At 73.6% G+C, this 17919-nt stretch carries 12 protein-coding genes; 8 read left to right on the top strand and 4 right to left on the bottom strand.

Annotated elements, in window-relative coordinates; translation table 11 throughout:
• The first annotated feature begins 38 nt into the window (after positions 1-38).
• Positions 39-788 carry a DUF1295 domain-containing protein gene (locus ACZ573_RS28480; protein WP_471309390.1) on the top strand — a complete coding sequence of 250 codons (750 nt, stop codon included), beginning with the start codon at positions 39-41 and terminating at the stop codon, positions 786-788.
• Positions 785-1444, top strand: coding sequence for an alpha/beta fold hydrolase (locus ACZ573_RS28475; RefSeq protein WP_471309298.1), 660 nt, complete (start codon positions 785-787; stop codon positions 1442-1444). Before ACZ573_RS28480 ends, ACZ573_RS28475 begins: the two co-directional genes overlap by 4 nt.
• A 116-nt stretch (positions 1445-1560) precedes the next feature.
• Here ACZ573_RS28475 and ACZ573_RS28470 read toward each other — a convergent pair whose 3' ends face one another.
• Positions 1561-2364, bottom strand: a complete 804-nt coding sequence (locus ACZ573_RS28470; RefSeq protein WP_471309296.1) for a DUF6234 family protein — start codon at positions 2362-2364, stop codon at positions 1561-1563.
• Positions 2365-2688: 324 nt separating this feature from the next.
• On the opposite strand from ACZ573_RS28470, the gene ACZ573_RS28465 reads away from it, so the two are divergent.
• From ACZ573_RS28465 to ACZ573_RS28450, 4 genes are all read left to right on the top strand, one after another.
• The gene (locus ACZ573_RS28465; RefSeq protein ID WP_471309387.1) at positions 2689-4254 is read left to right on the top strand and encodes a molybdopterin-dependent oxidoreductase; all 1566 of its coding nucleotides are present in this window, start codon (positions 2689-2691) and stop codon (positions 4252-4254) included.
• A gap of 176 nt (positions 4255-4430) precedes the next feature.
• The gene (locus tag ACZ573_RS28460) at positions 4431-5657 is read left to right on the top strand and encodes a sensor histidine kinase (protein ID WP_471309292.1); all 1227 of its coding nucleotides are present in this window, start codon (positions 4431-4433) and stop codon (positions 5655-5657) included.
• Positions 5645-6319: a response regulator gene (locus tag ACZ573_RS28455; protein ID WP_301372785.1), complete on the top strand. Its 675-nt coding sequence runs from the start codon at positions 5645-5647 to the stop codon at positions 6317-6319. Before ACZ573_RS28460 ends, ACZ573_RS28455 begins: the two co-directional genes overlap by 13 nt.
• A 107-nt stretch (positions 6320-6426) precedes the next feature.
• The gene (locus tag ACZ573_RS28450; protein WP_471309290.1) at positions 6427-9387 is read left to right on the top strand and encodes a helix-turn-helix transcriptional regulator; all 2961 of its coding nucleotides are present in this window, start codon (positions 6427-6429) and stop codon (positions 9385-9387) included.
• A gap of 10 nt (positions 9388-9397) precedes the next feature.
• On the opposite strand, the gene ACZ573_RS28445 is transcribed toward ACZ573_RS28450, so the two are convergent.
• The 3 genes from ACZ573_RS28445 to ACZ573_RS28435 form a co-directional block, all read right to left on the bottom strand.
• Positions 9398-10972, bottom strand: a complete 1575-nt coding sequence (locus ACZ573_RS28445) for an ATP-binding cassette domain-containing protein (RefSeq protein WP_471309289.1) — start codon at positions 10970-10972, stop codon at positions 9398-9400.
• Positions 10969-13656, bottom strand: a complete 2688-nt coding sequence (gene lanKC / locus ACZ573_RS28440) for a class III lanthionine synthetase LanKC (protein WP_471309287.1) — start codon at positions 13654-13656, stop codon at positions 10969-10971. The genes ACZ573_RS28445 and lanKC overlap by 4 nt, the downstream gene beginning before the upstream one ends.
• Positions 13657-13768: 112 nt before the next feature.
• Positions 13769-13894, bottom strand: coding sequence for a class III lanthipeptide (locus ACZ573_RS28435; protein WP_266388495.1), 126 nt, complete (start codon positions 13892-13894; stop codon positions 13769-13771).
• 254 nt (positions 13895-14148) lie between these two features.
• On the opposite strand from ACZ573_RS28435, the gene ACZ573_RS28430 reads away from it, so the two are divergent.
• Positions 14149-16494, top strand: coding sequence for a WD40 repeat domain-containing protein (locus ACZ573_RS28430; protein WP_471309284.1), 2346 nt, complete (start codon positions 14149-14151; stop codon positions 16492-16494).
• Between the two features lie 146 nt (positions 16495-16640).
• On the top strand, positions 16641-17315 hold the full coding sequence (locus ACZ573_RS28425; protein WP_471309278.1) for a hypothetical protein: 675 nt from the start codon (positions 16641-16643) through the stop codon (positions 17313-17315).
• Positions 17316-17919: the final 604 nt, after the last annotated feature.

Genomic DNA, 17919 nt, shown 5'->3' with positions numbered 1-17919 from the left:
TGAACCTCGCCGCCGCGGCCGGCGCCGCCTTCGCCGTCATGCTGGTCACCTTCGCCGTGGCCGCCGTCAAGGGCCTGCACCGGATCGTCGACATCGCCTGGGGAGCCGCCTTCGCCGCGGTGGCGCTCACCAGCTGGCTGCTGTCGAGCGGGTACGGCGACGACGGCCGGCGTCTCGCCGTCGCCGCGGCGACCGTCGTGTGGGGACTGCGCCTCGCCCTGCACATCGCCCGGCGCGGCCGGGGGCACGGCGAGGACCCGCGCTACGCCCGCATGCTCGCCCGGGCGCCGGGCAGCACCCGGCTCTACGCCCTGCGCAAGGTCTACCTCCTCCAGGGCGCGCTGGTCTGGCTCGTCTCGCTGCCCGTACAGGCCGCGTCGTACGTGCCCGTTCCGCTCGGGCCGCTCGCCGCCGCCGGCCTGCTGCTCTGGGCGGCCGGACTGCTCTTCGAGGCGGTCGGCGACCTCCAGCTGGCCCGCTTCAGGGAACGCCCCGAGCACCGAGGAACGATCATGGACCGCGGTCTGTGGAGCTGGACGCGGCACCCCAACTACTTCGGCGACTTCCTCGTCTGGTGGGGCCTTTATCTGCTGGCCTGCGCGACCTGGCAGACTGCGGCACTCACACTGGTCTCACCGCTGGTGATGAGCGCGCTGCTGATCTGGGGCAGCGGCAAGAGACTGTTGGAGGCACACATGGCGGACCGGCCCGGCTACGCCGCCTACGCCGCCCGCACCAGCGGGTTCTTCCCGCGCCCGCCGCGCCGCATACCCCGGGAGGCGGGGTGAGCGCCGGGACCGAGCGGGGCACGGAGGCCACCGGCGAGGGCCGCGCCCTCGTGCTCCGTACGTCCCCCGCGACCCCGGCGGCCGCGGTCCTGCTGCTGCACGGAGGGCGCGAGGAGGGGCCGGAGCCGCCACCCCTGGTCAACCTGCCCGCGCTGCGGATGCGGCCCTTCGCGGCCGCCGTCGTCCGCGCGACGCGCGGCCGCGATGTCCTGGTGGCGGAGGTGCGCTACCGCCACCGCGGCTGGAACGGCTCCCGCTGCGACGCCGCCCGGGACGCGGAGGCGGCCCTCACGCGGCTGCGGGGACTCGCCGGAGACGTACCGGTGGTCCTGGTCGGCCATTCCATGGGCGGCCGGGCGGCGCTGCGGGCGGCCGGCGCGCCCCTGGTGCACGGCGTGGTGGCCCTCGCCCCCTGGTGTCCGCCGGGCGAACCGGTGGACCACCTCGCGGGCCGACGGCTCTACCTGCTGCACGACGAGGAGGACCGGGTCACCTCGGCCGCCGGGTCCTGGGAGTTCGTCCGCCGGTCCCGGCTCGCGGGCGCCGACGCCACCGCCATCCCGATGTCCACGGGCGGCCACGCGATGCTCCGCGGCGCGGGCGCCTGGCACCGGCGCACCGCGGCGCTCGTCACCGGCCTGGTCACCCGGGACTGAGGCCCGCCCGGCGCCGGATGTTCACCACCACCCCTGCGACCAGCAGCAACCCCAGCGCGTCGGCGAGGACGAGCGTGTCATTGCTGCTCGGCGCGCGCTCTTCAGCGGTTCGCCGGTCAGTGACCGGCAGGCGGCTCGAAGCAACCGCCCTCGGGGTACGGGCCGTTGGTCTTCACCACATAGTTGGTCTTCTGCACGTAGGCGGTGACGCAGGCGTCGTCATGGACCCGGACGCCGACCAATGCGCCCTCGGGCGTGACGTAGTGGTCGGTCTCGAAGCGCGGCCCCATGTCCCGCACGCTGAGGGTTCCGCCGAGCCACTCACCCTTCGGCCCGAACCGCTCCTCCTGGAACCCGACCTCGAGCAGCGCCGCGCGCACGCTCGCCGGATCCCACGTCCCGCCGTCCCAGAGCCGTTCGAGGACGGGCTCGATGCGGTCGGCGTCCCGCTGCGCGTCCTGCGCGCTCGCAGGAGACATGTCACCGGGGATACGGAAGCCGTTGTTCTCGCGATAGCGCGAAGTGCCTTCCGACGCGGCACCGGCCGGGCTGGGATGGGAGCGGTCCCAGCTGTGCTGCGTGAACATCAGCAGTGCTCCGGCCAGGGTGGCGGCGAGCAACTGCGTCAGCGCCGTCCAGCGCGCACGGAACACGAGCGCGAGGGCCGCGATCACGAGCACGGCCACGAGGTAATGCTGGATCCGCGCGATGTGCGCGAGGTCCGCCGCGTCGATCCGCTCCCGGTTCCCCTGCGCGGCCCAGACCTCCAGGCCGTGCCCGAACATGAAGTCCAGCACGAGCCATCCCACCCCGAGCAGTAGGAGGGGAATACCGATGGCCAGGTCTGCGCCGAGGGACGTCCGGCGCGACCAGGGTCGCCAGTCACGCCACGATCGGGGTTCGGTCAGGGAATCGATCATGGCCGCATCATGTCGAGCCGGCCGCGGGCAGGCATGAGTACGCGTACTCAGGCGCCGCGCCCAGGGGGTGTCCTGCGGATCAGGCCGGGCTCGCGAGATCCGGAAGAGACACCGCCTGGAGGCCGAGCGAGCGGTACTCGTCCAGCACCGCGAAGCCGGTGCTCGGCCTGGTCGGCCACGACCTGTATCCCGTCCATCCGCCCAGCCCAGGCAGGGCCGTGGCCCACCCGTCGGACTTTTCCGCCGGCCGGCAGGACACCCCCAGGGGGTGAACGACCAATCCGGCGGCGGCAGCGCTGCGAAGTCACCGGTGTGAGCATCGACATGGCAGTCATCGAGCGGGGAGCGGCGGCCGCGCTGGCCGGGCTGGTGTCCGGCTACGCGGCACTGGCGCTGGCGGAACTGGCCGCCGCCGGGATCCGGCCCGAGGCCGGTCCGGTCACCGCCATCGGGGGAGCGGCCATCGACCGCACACCCGCCGGGGTCAAGGACTGGGCGATCCGCACCTTCGGGGCCGACGACAAACTCGTCCTGCAGCTCGGGATCCTCGCCGTGACGGCCCTCCTGGCGATGGCCCTCGGCCTGCTCGCCCTGCGCGGGCGGCGGACCGCGGCGGCCGGCGTGTTCCTCTTCGGCCTGGTGGGAGCCGTGGCCGCGCTGAACCGGCCGGACTCCGCCGGATTCGCCGACGCCCTGCCGTCCCTGGCCGGCGGCCTGGCGGGGGCCGCCGCGCTGTTCGTACTGACCGGACCGCTCGTGACCGCCCCGCCCCCGGCAGGGCCGACGGGCGAGAGCACCGGCTGGAGCCGCCGCCGCTTCCTGCTGCTCACGGGGGCCGCCGCGGCGCTCGGCAGCGGGGCGGGGGCCGTCGGCCGGGCCCTGAACTCGTCGCACTCCGGCGACGCGAGCGCCTCCCGGGCGGCCGTGGTCCTGCCGGCCCCCGCGTCACCGGCACCGGACCTGCCCCCGGGCGCGGCCCTGCGCGTACCGGGGATCAGCCCCTTCACGACACCGAACAAGGACTTCTACCGCGTCGACACCGCGCTCGTCGTCCCCAGGGTCCCGGCCGGGACGTGGCGGCTGCGGATCCACGGGAAGGGCGTGCGCCGCGAGCTGAACCTCTCCTTCGAGGACCTGCTCGCCCGCCCGCTCATCGAGCGGGACATCACCTTGACCTGCGTCTCCAACGAGGTCGGCGGACCGTACGCGGGCAACGCCAGGTGGCTCGGCGCCCGCCTCGGCGACCTGCTCGCGGAGGCCGGCGTACAGCCCCCGTCGCAGGGCGGACCCGCCGACCAGCTGGTGGCCCGCTCCGTCGACGGCATGACCCTGGGCGCTCCGGTCGAGGACGTCATGGACGGCCGGGACGCCCTGCTCGCGGTCGGCATGAACGGCGAGCCGCTCCCGCTCGCCCACGGCTTTCCGGTGCGGATGGTCGTCCCCGGCCTGTACGGGTACGTGTCGGCCTGCAAGTGGATCGAGGACATCGAGCTCACCACCTTCGACGCCTACGACCCGTACTGGGTCAAGCGCGCCTGGGCCGCGCGTGCACCGGTCAAGACCCAGGCGCGCATCGACACCCCCAAGCCCTTCGCCCGCCCCGCCACCGGCACGGTGATGGTGGCCGGGGTCGCCTGGGCCCAGCACCGCGGCATCGACCGCGTCGAGATCCAGATCGACGAAGGACCGTGGCAGGAGACCGATCTCGCCACCGAGGACTCCCACGACACCTGGCGCCAGTGGTCCTACTCCTGGCAGGCCACGTCCGGTACGCACACCCTCACCGTCCGCGCCACCGACCGGACGGGCGAGACCCAGACGGAACTCCGCACCCCGACCCTCCCCGACGGGGCCAGTGGCCGGCATTCCGTCGTCGTCATGGCCGGATAGGCGCCGGACCGGCACCGAACGGGCCTCTGACGGGCGCGGGACCGGCGCGGGACCGGCGCCGGACGGGCGTCGGACCGGTGTCGGGAACACCTTTCCGGCCGACCTGTGGCGACACCTCGGCCAAGCCCGTGAGCAGGCCGGTACGCGCCTATTTGACGTGCACCTGCTAGGGCAAAATGGCAGATGTCACGGGCAAATCGGTACGGGAGGGTGTGGTCTTGGCGTTGCTGTCCTTACCGGTACGGCGCATACGGGCACTACGGGCGAAGGGCGGGGTGGGATCGGGCCTGCAACGCGCCCAGTCCTTCCTGATCGTGGCCACCCTCCTGTACCGGGCGAGCCATCTGACGGTGGGCGCCCTCGCCGTCGCCCAGCGCCGCTCGGAACTCCCCCTGCAGTACGCGGGATTCGCCGCCGCCCTCGGACTGAGCGTGCTGACCTACGGCGCCGCCCTGCGGCGCGGCTGGTTCGACCGGCGGCACATCTGGGCGGACGTCCTGGTCACCGGCTGCGTACTGCCCCTGGCCCTCTGCACCTGGGGCGGAGTGCGCGAACCGCCCACGATCGCGTGGGCCATGCTGCTCGGCGGGTCGGCGAGCGCCGTCGCGGCCATCTCCCTCGAACGGCTCCACGCCCTCACCGTCATCGCCCTGCTCATGGTCACCCACTTCATCGGCTACCAGGCGGTGGGCGCGAGCCCCGCCGTCGTTCTCGGCCATCTCAACTCGATCGTGTCCTCGGCCGTGATGACCTGGCTCTTCCGCTGGTACCTGCTCCGCCAGGGCCGCCTCCTCGACGAGGCCAACGCCCGCGCGGTGGCCGCCGAGGCCCACAAGGCGCGCTACGCCGAACGGCTGGAACACCACCGGGTGCTGCACGACACCGTCCTCGCCACCTTGACCACCCTGGCCTCCGGCTCGGTCGACGCCAACGCCCCCGAGGTGCGCCAGCGCTGCGCGCGCGAGGCCGCGTACCTGCGCCGGCTGATCCAGCAGACCGCCGCGGAGGTCCACCACCGGGAGATCGGCACGGCCCTGGAGGAGGCGGTCGGCTCCGTCGAGAGCCTCCAGCTGCGGGTCACCGCCCAGTACCACGACCTGCCGCAGGTGCCCCCCGAGGTCGCCGCCGCGCTGGGGGACGCCGTCCGCGAGGCGCTGAACAACGTACGGCGCCACGCGGGCACCGGACACGCCTACCTCACCGCCACCAGGGACCCGGACGCGCGCGGGGGAGCCGTCGTCACCGTGGTCGACCGGGGGCCCGGATTCGACCCCGAGCGGTGCGAGCCCGGCCTCGGCCTGCGCGGCTCGGTCCACGGCCGGATGGCGGAGGTGGGGGGCCGGGCGACCGTGGACACCGCCCCCGGCGAGGGCGTACGGGTGGAGCTGAGATGGCCCGGGTGATCACCGTTTCGGTGGTCGACGACGACCGGATGCTCCTCGACGGCCTGCGGGCCTGGCTCGGCGGCGTGCCGGAGCTGCGGCTCGTGGCGACCGCCGCCACCGTCGGGGAGCTCCTCGGCGCACCGGACGCCCAGCGTCCGTACGGCTTCGGGGCCACGGGCTACTCGCCGCCCGACATCGTCCTCCTCGATCTCGTCCTGCGCGACGGCTCCGCCCCCGCCGACAACATCCGGCGGCTGCTGCGGACCGGAAGCCGCGTCCTGATGATCAGCACGGTGCCCGACCGCTCCCGGATCATCGAGGCCGTCCGGGCCGGCGCCGACGGCTACCTCACCAAGGACCACGACCTGCCCACCCTGGTCGCCGCCATCAAGGACCTGGCCTCGGGCCAGGGCGCCCTCTCCGCGGAACTCGCCTTCGCCTGCGCCTACGACGACAGCCCCGCACGCCCCCGCCTCTCGCCCCGGGAACGCCAGATCCTCCTCGACTACGCCTCCGGACTGACCCTGAAATCCGCCGCCCGGCGCGCCGGCATCACCGTCCACACGGCCAAGGACTACCTGGACCGGGTCAAGGCCAAGTACCAGCAGGCGGGCCGCCCCACCTACACCAAGCTCGACCTGGCCCGACGGGTACGCGAGGACAGTCTCGACGCGGGCTGACCACCCCCACAAGCCCCCCAAACGGACGGCTACAGGGGGCACACGCACCGTCCCTATCGTCGTCCGCGGCGGTGCCTCGGACGGCCCGCCGGAAAGGGGACGAGCCGGTGTCCATCTTCTGGCCGGCGCTGCCGGAGGACTGTACCGCCGCGGGCCCGGGCGGCGGCCCGCACCCGAGGCGAGGGGAACTCGTCGGCCGCGGAACCGAGATGGGGCAGATCATGCTCGCGCTGGCGGCCGCCCGGTCCGGTCGCGGCACGGCACTCTTCGTCACCGGTGAGCCCGGTGTCGGCAAGACCCGGCTCGCCACCGAGGCCCTCGCCATGGCCGCCGAGACGAACATGGTCACGGTACGGGGGAGGGCCAGCGCGGTCGGTTCCCCCGTCCCCTACCGGCCGCTGGTCGAGGCGCTGCTCCTGCTGTCCCGGGCCGGCCTGCTGCCGGACCCGGCGGAACTCGCCCGCTACGGGCCGGTCATGGCCCGGCTGCTGACCGGCGCCCGGAACACGGACGCCGACGCCGCCCCGCACCTCGTGGTCGCCGAAACCATGCTGCGCCTGCTCGCCGTCGTCGGGGAACGGCAGGGCTGCCTGCTCGTCCTCGACGACCTGCACGACGCCGACGCCGGAACACTGGCGGTCGTCGAATACCTCCTCGACAACATCGGGCACCAGCCGGCCGTACTCCTCCTCGTCACCGGATGCGCACCCGTTGCGGCGACCGAACTCGCCACGCGGGCCCGCCAGCGCGGAGCCGCCGCGGTGCTCGGCCTCGCCCCCCTCAGCCGCCCCGACGTGCACCTGCTCATCGCGGCCGAGCTGTGCGTCCCCCCGGCCGAGGTCTGCCCGGACCTCGTCCACCGCGCGGCCGACAGCAGTGCCGGAATCCCCTTCGTCGTCAAGGAGCTCGTCCACGACCTCACCGGCCGCCCCGCCCGCCACGACCGCCTCGGCCCCGGGACGCCGTCCGTGCCGCCCACCGTCGCGGACAACGTCAGGCGCCAGGCCGGGCGGCTCGGCCCGCTCGGCGTGGAACTCCTCGGCATGGCGGCCCTGTTCGGCCGGCGCTTCGCACTGCCCGTCCTGGAGCGCGCCATCGGCCGCGACCACGCCGAACTGTCCGCGGCCCTGCGCGCCGCCGTCGCCTCGTACCTGATCACGCCGGACGGGCCGGGCGCCCAGTGGTACACCTTCCGCTACCCGCTGGCGGCCGAGGCCCTGCGGGACGATCTCGGCCCGGGGGAGCGAACCCGGTACGTAGGGCGGGCCGCGCGCGCCCTCACCGAGCTCCACCCCGGGCTGCCCGGGACGTGGTGCGAGCACGCCGCCCAGCTGCACGAGCACGCCGGCGACACCCCCGAGGCCATCCGCCTGTACTCCGAGGCGGCCGGGCGGGCGGCGGGCGAGGGCGCGGTGGACCGGGCGGTGGACCTGCTCACCCGGGCCCACCGGCTCGTCGAACCGGGTACCGCGCCCGAACTGCACGCCACGGTGCTGGAGCGGCTGCTGGACGCCGTCGCCCGCTCGGCGCGGTTCGACCGCCTGCCCGCGCCCGCGGCCATCCTGTCCACCCTCGGCGGCGACGGCGGCGGGCACGGCATCCCCGCCCAGCGGCGCGCCGGACTCCACGCCCGGCTCAGCGACATCGCCACCCTGACGGGCCGCCCCGCGGAAGCCCTGTGGCACCTCGACATCGCCCGCGCGCTGCTCGGAAGCCACCCGGCCGACCAGTACGCCGCCCTCGTGGACCTCTGCGCCGTGCACGTGGAACTGAGCCGGCTCGCCCCCGACAGGCTGAGCACCGCCACCCGCTACGCCCACCGGGCCCTGGAAGCCGCCCAGCGCGTCGACCTGCCGGACGTGGCCTGCAGGGCCCTGCTGCTCCTCGGGCAGCTGGCCCGGGAACAGGACGAGCCGACGGCCGCGGCCCACTTGCGGCGGGCGCGCGCCATCGCCCTCGCCCGCCGGCTCCCCGTCCCGCGCATGGCCGCCGACGTGCACCTGGCCATCGTCGCCGCGAGCCACGACGGCCGGCCCGACCGGATCGAACAGGCCCGGCAGGAGGCCCTGGGCATGGGCCTGCTGCCCCTGGCCCACGAGACCGGCTTCGTCCTCGCGCTGGACCGGATCCGGCACGGCCGGTTCGACGAGGCCCGGGACCGGATCCGGGAGGCCGCCGCCGATGCCTCACGCCTCGGCCTGGGCCGCCCCCTGGCCATGCTGCGGCTCGCCGAGGCCGTACGGTACGCCCACCAGGGGCGCCGCGCCGAGATGCGCGGAGCGCTGGAGCGGCTGGCCCCGCTGCTGGACGCGGCGCCCGGCTTACGCGCGATGTCGTACGGGATGGCGCGGGCGTTCTGCTCGCTGCTGGAGGAGCGGCACGAGGCCGCCGGGCAGGAGTTCGCGCAGGCCCTCGCCTACGACGCGGAGAATCCCGCGACGGGCGAGTTCGGCAAGCACGGCATCATCCTGCTCCTCGGCGTACTGGCCGGCCGCATGGGGCGGCGCCACCACGCCGAGGTCACACGCGCGAGCGCCGGCGCCACCCGCTGGAACCACCAGTTCACCGGCCTGGCGCACGCCGTGCTGCTCGGCCGCGAGGGCCGCCCCGACGAGGCGACGGCCGCCGCAAGCAAGGCACTCGAGGCGGCCGAACCCTTCCCCATGGCACGCAGGCTGTGTCTGCGCCTCGTCGCGCAGTCGGCGTACGACGACGGCTGGGGCACGCCGGTCGAGTGGCTGCGCGAGGCGGAGGAGTACTTCCACGACGCCGGACTCCAAGCGGTCGCCGGAGCGTGCCGGGCCCTGCTGCGCGGGATGGGCGCGTCGGTCCGGCAACGGCGCACGGGCAGCGAGCGGGTGCCGCAGGACCTGCGCCGTTGCGGGATCACCGTCCGTGAGTTCGAGGTGGCCCGGCTGGTCGCCGAACGCATCAGCAACAAGGACATCGCCGGCCGGCTGCACATCTCGCTGCGCACCGTCGAGAAACACGTGGCGAGCCTCCTGCAGAAGACCGGCCACCCGAACCGGACGGCCTTCGCCACCGCCACCCGCGACCTGGTGGCCTAGAGTCCTGGGATCAGGACAGGCGGGCCAGCGGGTGTCCGGCCGTCAGGGTCACCACGCGGTCGAAGCGGCCGTCGAGGTCCTCGTCCCCGTGGTGCACGACGAGGAGCGCGCGCCCGGCGGTCCGCTCGCGCAGCAGCCGGAACACCAGCTCCCTGCCGTGGTCGTCGAGGTTCGCGAACGGCTCGTCGGCCAGGTACACGTCCGCGTCCTCGCACAGGAGCGCGGCGACCCCGGCGCGCTGGCGCTGGCCCGAGGACAGCTCCGAGGGCAGCTGGTCGGCGGGCACGTCCAGGTCCAGCGCGGCGCGCAGCCGCTCGTCGGGGACGAGGTCGCGCACCGGCAGCGGGGGCAGGTTCACCGGAGCGGTCAGACTCGCCACCCGAGGCGGCAGGGTGACCGACCCGGCGTCGGGGGCGAGCGTCCCGGAGATGATGTGCAGCAGCGTGGTCTTCCCGCAGCCGTTGGGGCCGCGCAGCAGCACGTGCTCGCCGGCGCGCAGCTCGAAGGCGTCGAACGAGACCCCGGCCACCCCGGACGCCCCGCTCGCCCCGGCCTCGGGCCCGTCCCCGTCGGCGCCGCCGTACACGACACGGGCTCCGCGGACCCGTACCAGCGCCCCCTCGTCGTGGTACGGGGTCTCCCGAGCCTCCCGCAGGGACTCGATCCGTTCGAGGACGGCCGTGCTCCGGCGGGCCTGCGGAATCATGTTGATGAGGTCGAACATCCCGGTCACCGCCCGCCACAGCGAGTTGACGAAGGCGAGGAAGCTGCCGAAGGACATCCGGCCGGAGAAGACGAAGAAGGCCCCGACGATCATCGAAGCGGTGTCCGACAGGTTCATCACCAGGTCGCTGAGGGTCCGCTGGCGCTGCGCCAGCCGGAAGTTGACGAAGGTGATGCCGAGGAAGCCGCGCAGCGCGTCCTGGTTCGCGCGGCGCGTCCCCGGCAGCAGCGACGGCAGACCGCGCAGGGCGGGGAAGGCCTCCAGGGTCCGGGTCAGCGTGTTGACGTACCTGGCCTCCGCCTCGCGTTCGGGACCGGTGTTCTCCTCTATCCGCCTGCCGAGCCGGTTGCTCACGAACACCAGCGGCGGCACGATCACCAGCAGGACGAGGCTGGCCTGCCAGGACAGGTACAGCAGCACCCCGAGGAAGACGACCGAGGTGACCGCCTGCCGTGCGATGCGCAGGGACACGTCGACGGCGGGCAGCACCCCCTGGGACACGTCGTTGTGGATGCGGCTGACGTACGAGGCGTTGCCCGCCCGCGACACCTTCCGGCCGTCCAGGCCGAGGGCGCGGGCCAGCAGCTCCGTCTCCAGCACCAGAGTGAACGCGTTCTCGAACCGTTTGCGCCGGCAGGCGATCCAGTACCCCGTCAGGTTGAGGGTCAGCCCGAGCGCGAGGTAGGTGAGCCCGAGGAAGAGGAAGCGCCGCAGGTCGGCGGTCAGGATCGCCTCGTCGAACAGGGCCTTGAGCAGCAGCGGGTGCAGCAGCGCCTCCAGCCCGCTCGTGGCGACCTCGGCGACGAGGATCACCACGAAGGGGGCCCGGTGCCCCCGCAGCGTGCGCCAGAGCTGCCTCACCGCCCGACCTCGTCCAGCAGGAAGTCGGCCGGGCCTCCCCGGTTCACCCGGTGGAGCACCCGCAGCAAGCCCGCCGAGCCGGTCAGGTAGTCGGTGGAGCAGCGCAGCAGCCCCTCACCGGGCAGTCCCAGCAGGGGCGGCCGGCCCTCGGCGCGGGGCAGCCCGAAACGTTCCGCGGGCTCGAAGAGGAAGACCTTCCGGATGAAGTCGAGCTGGCGCAGCGCCGTATCGCGGTACGCCCGGTCGCCGGTGAACTCGGCCGCGTCCAGCAGCGCGTCGGCGACCCCGGCCATGCCGAAGGCGTAGCCCGGCATCACCGAGTACCGGACGTCCAGCCCGCGCAGGACGGTCCGGGCCGCGTCCGTGTCCCCGTAGCGGAGCAGTACCTTCAGCACGCCCGCGGACCCGACCTCGACGTAGGGCTCCATCGTCCCCTCGTGCTCGAACATGACCGGGCCGCCCTCGTCGTCGATGGGCTCGGCGTGGGCCATCTCCCAGGCGAGCGCCTCCCGCCCGAGCCGCAGGTAGCGCGCCTCGCCCGTGATCTGGTGCATGCGCAGCAGGAACATCGCGACGCCGGCCTGCCCGAAGCCCAGGCCGGTCAGCGGCTCCGTCGCGGTGAACTCGTTGAGCCAGTGGGCCTGCCCGCCGTCCCGCTGCGCCGTCTCGTACAGCGCCTGCGCGCACTCCCGCGCCGCGGCGAGGTCGCGGGGGTCGTGGCCGCGCAGGAAGAAGCGCAGGTTCGTCATGCCGATCCCGGAGAGGCCGTAGTAGAAGGTGTGGTCGCCCTTCTCCACCGCCCGCTCGTTGGCCCGGGTCAGCAGCTCCCTGGCCGGTACGCCGAGCCCGAGGGAGTCGGCCGCCCAGGCGATGCCGGACAGGCCGTTCATGAGACCGTCCGGGTAGCCGGCCGGATCGATGTCCGCCAGCCTGCGGCCCAGCCAGGCACGCCATTCGGGCCGGACCGGGACGCCGCTGGCGTGCAGCGCCCACAGGACTCCGCTCGCCCCGAAGCCCAGGCTCAGCGGGTTGGTGACGTGCGCGAAGGGGTCCACGGGGAAGAGCGTGTCGCGGCCGGTGTCGGCGCTCGTTTCGACGAACGCGGCCACCCCGGCCTCCGTCTCCGCCAGGGCGAGCCGCTCCTCGACGACCGGGCGCGACGGCAGGGCCTCGACCGCGCCGAGCAGGCCGGCCTCGTCCTCCAGGGCCTTCAGCAGGCCGGTGAGGTCCATCCGGTCCTGAGCCAGGTCGGTGATCAGCCGGTGCACCCGCTCCGGCCAGCCCAGTCCCTCGGTGATGAAGATCCGGTACAGATCCAGGACGTCCTCGCGCAGGTACGACATGGCGGCGATCGGGAAGATGAAGTACGCCATGGTCGACGCGAGGGCGTACCGGTCGCCCTCCGGCCCGTACGCCTTGAAGCGGTTGCGGGAGAGGCTGAACCCCGGGGTGTAGAGCTCGACCGGTTTCGCCAGAGCGGCGGCACCGCTCTCGGCCAGCCGGCAGGCCTCCAGGTCGACGATGGTCACCTCGTAGGTGTCCGGGTCGATCAGCAGGTTCGCGGCGGTGAAGTCGGTGAGGATCACACCACGGTCGTGGGCGGCCTGGATGGCGCGGGCCAGCCCGCGGAAGACGGCGAGGAAGATCCGCAGGTACTCCCGCGACCGCTCGATGTCGAACCCCGGCCGCGCCAGCGGGTTGCGTTCCAGCAGCACCGAGCGGATGTCGGAGCTGTCGACGAACTCCTCGGCGATGTAGTGGTGTTCCCAGTGCCGGAACTTCGCGATCGGCGCCGGGTACGAGCCCGCGTCGGCCAGCCGGTTCAGGAACATCCACTCGCGGCCCAGGATGTCCACGGCGTCGTGGTCCTGCCGCGGGTTGATGTTGGTGTGCGGGCGGGCCTCCTTGAGCAGCACCGGGCGGTCGTCGTCCGCGGTGTCCTCGGCCGTGTACACGCCGCCGCTGTTGGAGAACTGGATCGCGCCGGTCACCCGGAAGCGGCCCCCGAGCAGGCCGTCGTCCCCCTCGTCCTCGTCGGCGGGCCGCCAGTCGTCGAACGGCCAGGGCACCCAGGAGGGATGCGCGTGGCCCGGGCGCCGGTCGTCGGGGACGGGTCCGTCCGGTCCGAGGATCCGCGGCATCCTGCGGCCGAGGACGTCGACGGTGTGGGTGTCGAGGAACTGGCCGTAGCGGAAGTAGAGGGCCTTGTTGTCCCGGTACCGCAGGTCGGACAGGACGTAGGCACCCTCGACGCCCTTCAGGAGGCGGGCGAGGTCCGCGAGGCACGTGCGGAACTCGTCGTCGTCGCGCGGGTAGACGGTGACGAGTTTGCCGCCGCTGCCCCGGGAGATGGCCTTGGAGTTGAGCATCTCGAAGACGTTGAGATCGAGAGCGATCTTGAAATCGATCTCGCGTTCCGTCAGGTGGCCGATCACCGAAGCGGCGACCTCGCGCACGTGGCGGTGGCTCGACGAGACGTGGATCTTCCAGCCCTGCGCCGGCAGGTTCTCGTTGTGCCGGAAGCTCCACCAGATACCGCTGCGGACGAACCGGGCCCGGACCCGCTCGTCGAACGCGGCGAGGAAGTGGTCCGCGTTCGGCTCGTAGAAGACGTCGAGCGGGTCGAAGAACAGTGTGTCGTTCCACGCGAAGAGGAAGCGGTAGACCCAGCGTTCGTTGCGCATGTCAGCCTCTGTGATCGTCCGGGGGCCGCCGGCAGCAGCGGCTGCGGCAGCGGCCGTCGGGAACGGTGGGTCCGTGCGGGGGCGCGCCGAGCCCACGCACGGACCCGGCAGGTCAGTTCGGGTTCTGCGGCTCGCGCGGAGACTTGCAGCAGTCGCTGCTGCTGCTCGTCAGGCTGATGGTGGCGGCAGCGCTGGGCGTGACGCGGGCCTCCATGTTCTGAAGCTTGAGGACGCTCATCCGGATCACCTCCTCGAAGGTCGGGTGCGCGGTTCGCGCTGATGTGGATTCCTGGCCGGCCGATCGGCAGGTCCGACTCAACGCCATCCGCTCCACCCGCACATGGGCGGTGACCCCGCATAATCTCCGCCCGCACCCCCCACCGGAATGCCGCCCGGAACGGGGCGCAATGGTGGTGGTCCGCACGCTCCGGCCGACGGCACCCGGTGTGGTAGAGAAGGGCGATGTCAGAGGCGGTGTCTAGCCTCGGGGCTATGTCTGAGACCTCCACGGGTACGCCCGACGACGTGAATGCCCCGCTCGACGATCCGCGGTGGACCGCGCAGTGGGCCGACGGCCCCGTACCGGACCAGCGGCGGCTGCGTCCCCTCATCGGCCACAGCGGCCCGGTGCGGGCGGTGGCCACGGCGACCGTCGACGGCAGGCCGGTCGCGGTCTCGGGCAGCCGGGACCACACCGTGCGCGTCTGGGACCTCGCGACGGGCGAACAGCTCCACGAACCGGTCACCGGCCGCACCGACCCGGTGTCCTCGATGACGGCCGAGGTGCTGTCCGTGGCCACGGCGGTCGCCGACGGCAGGCCCGTGGCCTTCAGCCGGCACGGCGACGGCGCGGTCCTGGTGTGGGACCTGGCCACCGGTCGCGCGGCCGGGGAGTTCGTCAGGCTCGTGGAAAGCGCCGTCCTGGACGGGCGCCGGGTCCTCCTCACCCTCGGGGCCGACGGGACCCTGTCGGTGGGCGACCTGCTCACCGGCCGCCGGGTCGCCGCCTTCCCGTCGGCGGCCGGCATCGCGATGCTGGACGGCCGCCGTGTCGTCCTCACCGTCGACGACATCGACGTGGACCGGACGGTGCGCGTGTGGGACCTGGGCACCGGGGAGCAGCTGGCCCGGTCGCTGGAGGTGGTGCGGACCGTCGCCCTCGACGGACGCGTGCTCGCCGTCACCGCCGGGGAGCCGGACCAGGGGGAGCAGCGGCTGTGGGACCTGGCGACCGGTGAGCCGGTGGAGACCCCCTCGGCCGCCGCGGCCCTGTCCGGCGGCGAGGACCGGCCCGGCGTGACGACCCTGACGGTGGTGCACGGACGCGCCGTCGCCGTCGGCCTCGACGGCGAGGAGCCCCGCTTCATCGGTCCCCTGGCTGGCGCCCGCCAGAACGGGGCCCTGGTACGGACCCGGGCGCGGGAGACCGCGGTGCTGGACGGGCGTACCGTCGCCCTCACCGCCGAAGCGGACGGGACCCTGCGCGTCTGGGACCTGACGGACGACCGGCCGCGCGTGAACGGTATGCGGGTGATCGGTGCCGTCGGCGCCAGCGGCACGGCGCCGGCCTTCCCGCCCGGCCCGGAGCAGGAGGCGGACCTCTGGCGCCGGCTCTCCGGCCGCGGGACCGGCCCTTCCGGCAGCGGCCCTTCCGGCAGTGGCGATCCGGTCCTGCTCACCGTGGAGCAGGACGACACGGTGGTGGTACGGGACCGCGCCACCGGCCAGCCCGTGGGCCCGCCGCTGACCGGCCACACCGGCAAGGTCTGGGACGTGGCCACCGCCGTCGTGGACGGGCGGCCCGTGGCCGTCACGGCCGGCGCCGATCACACGCTCCGGACCTGGGACCTCAGCCACGCCCACGCCGACGCCCACGCCGACGCCCACGCCGACGCCCACGCCGACGCCCACGGCGACAGTCCGGCCCGCGCCGGCCACACCGGTACGGTCTCGGCGATCACCACGGCCGTTCTCGACGGGGGCCCGGTGGTTGTCACGGCAGCCGCCGACCGCACCCTGCACGTCCGGGACCTGACCACCGGTCAGCCGGTCACGGCCCCCGTGACCGGCCTGGAGGGCGAGGTGACCGCCATGGTCGCATCGGTGGTGGACGGGCGGCCGGTGGTCGTGACCGCAGGCTCCGGTGACACCCTGCACCTGCTGGATCCGGTGGGCGGGGAACTTCTCAGCGAGCCCGTCACCAGCCACCACGGCCGGGTACTGGCCCTGGCCGGCGCGACCCTGGACGGCCGGCCGGTCGTGGTCACGGCCGGCGCCGACCGCACCGCGGCGATCTGGGACCTCGCCACCCGCCGCCTCGTCGGCGAACCGCTCACCGGCCACACCAGCAGGGTGACCGCCGTCGCAACGGCGGAACTGGCGGGGCGGCCCGTCGCGGTCACCGGAAGCTGGGACAAGACCGTACGGCTGTGGGACCTCACCACCGGCCGGCAGATCGGCGAACCCCTGACCGGCCATACCGACTGGGTGACATCGGTGGCCACCACGCTCGTCGACGGCAGGCCCGTGGCGGTCAGCAGGAGCCGGGACAAGACGGTGCGCCTGTGGGACCTGGCCACGATGCGGGAGATCGGCGAACCCCTGACCGGCCACACGGATCCGAACGGGCCCATGGTCGTCACCGCCGGGGGCGCCCGGCCGGTGGCGGCCATCGGCCAGGGCCAGGCCGTGCGGTTCTGGGACCTCGCCACGGGGCGGGAGGCGGGGACCGAGTACGCGCTGCCGCTCCCGGTGGCCGCGCTCGGGGCCGCGCCGGGCGGACGGCTCGTGGTCGCCTTCGGCCCGGAGGTCACGGTGCTGCGCCCGGCGGCAGGTTGACTCAATCGGATCGTACCCCTCCGGTAGGTCGGGAGAATCTCAGCAGCAAGAGGCGGTGATCGGCCGTGCGGGCGGGGGCGAGTGAATTCGCCGCTGCCGTACGGCGGTTCACCGATCCCCCCCCCAGTACCGTGAGAGGCACCACGATGACCACACACCGCGTCAGGCGTTACGCGGCACGCACGTTGACCATGGCGGTCGCGGCCTGCGCCGTCGCTGCGGCGACCACCCTTCCGGCGTCCGCCGCCGACCAGCCGACCAGGCAGCAGCTCATGGCGGACTGCGCCTCGGGCGAAGGCAAGTGCACCTTCAACTCGCCCCAGCTCGGGGAGGCGTACCTGGGTGAGTTCCGCCAGGTGTCGAACTCGCTGTTCAACTGCAGCACGTCGGACGCCACCCAGTCGATGACCTGGGACGACACGGTGGGCTCCACCGACTCGCTGGGCGTCTCCGTCACGGCGGGAGGCAAGATAGCGGGCATCGTCGACCTGAGCGTAACCGCGAGTTACAGCCATAGTTGGTCGAGCAGTCATTCGGAGAGCAGCTCGCTCAACATGACGGTGAAGCCCGGCGAGGTCGGATGGATCTCGCGCGCCCAGGTGATGCAGAAGGTCTCCGGTACCTGGCAGACCCACTACGACAGCCCCAAGTGGAACCACTACTACTGGTTCTTCCAGGACACGATCACCAGCCCGGCCAAGAACGGCACGGACGGCAAGAGCAACGCGGTGGTGGTCAAGAGCCGCAAGATGACGGCCGCGGAGAAGCGCTCCTGCACCGCCGAGGGCCATCAGGGCCACACGTTCGTACAGTCCCGCTGAACGCTCCCGGCCCCGCCCCGCTCCCCGGGGGCGGGGCCGGGACGGCACGGGCCGCACCGGGTTCGGGGGCGGCCCCCCGCCGGCATGCTGCCCGGGGGACGACGAAGACCGACGAGGTATCCGATCCGGCCCGGGAGGCCCTGGAGGCCTCGAGGGGCCCCTCGCGACGGCCCGGGAGTCCGTCGGGCTGTACCGCGGGCTCGCGCGCGGACACCGCGTACCGCCGCAGCTCGGCAACGCGCTCTCCCTGCTCGCGGCGGCACTGGGCGACCTCGCCCTGGCACCGGCGTCGCACGCCCGCGTGCGGACCTTAGGCCGGTGCCGACCTCGCCGGGGGCCTGGCGGCCGCCACGGAGGCGGTCGGCCTCTTACGCGCGCCCGCGGCCGAGGTCCCGCAGATGTACGCCCCCTCCCTCGCGGAGGTCCGCGCCCTGCAGGACCGGCTGCGGGCACCGACCCCGCCGCCCCGCCGAGGGGGCTTTTAGTCGACGTTCATGAGGGTGTCAAGTCCCGAGTTTCCGGAACATGACCTGGATATGGCCCCCGGGGCTTACTTGTGGTGCGGGCCTCACCGGAAACAGAACGAGGCAGACGAAAGAAACGG

The sequence above is a fragment of the Streptomyces sp. NPDC040545 genome (assembly GCF_055595065.1).
This window is presented reverse-complemented; position numbering and strand designations above follow the sequence as displayed.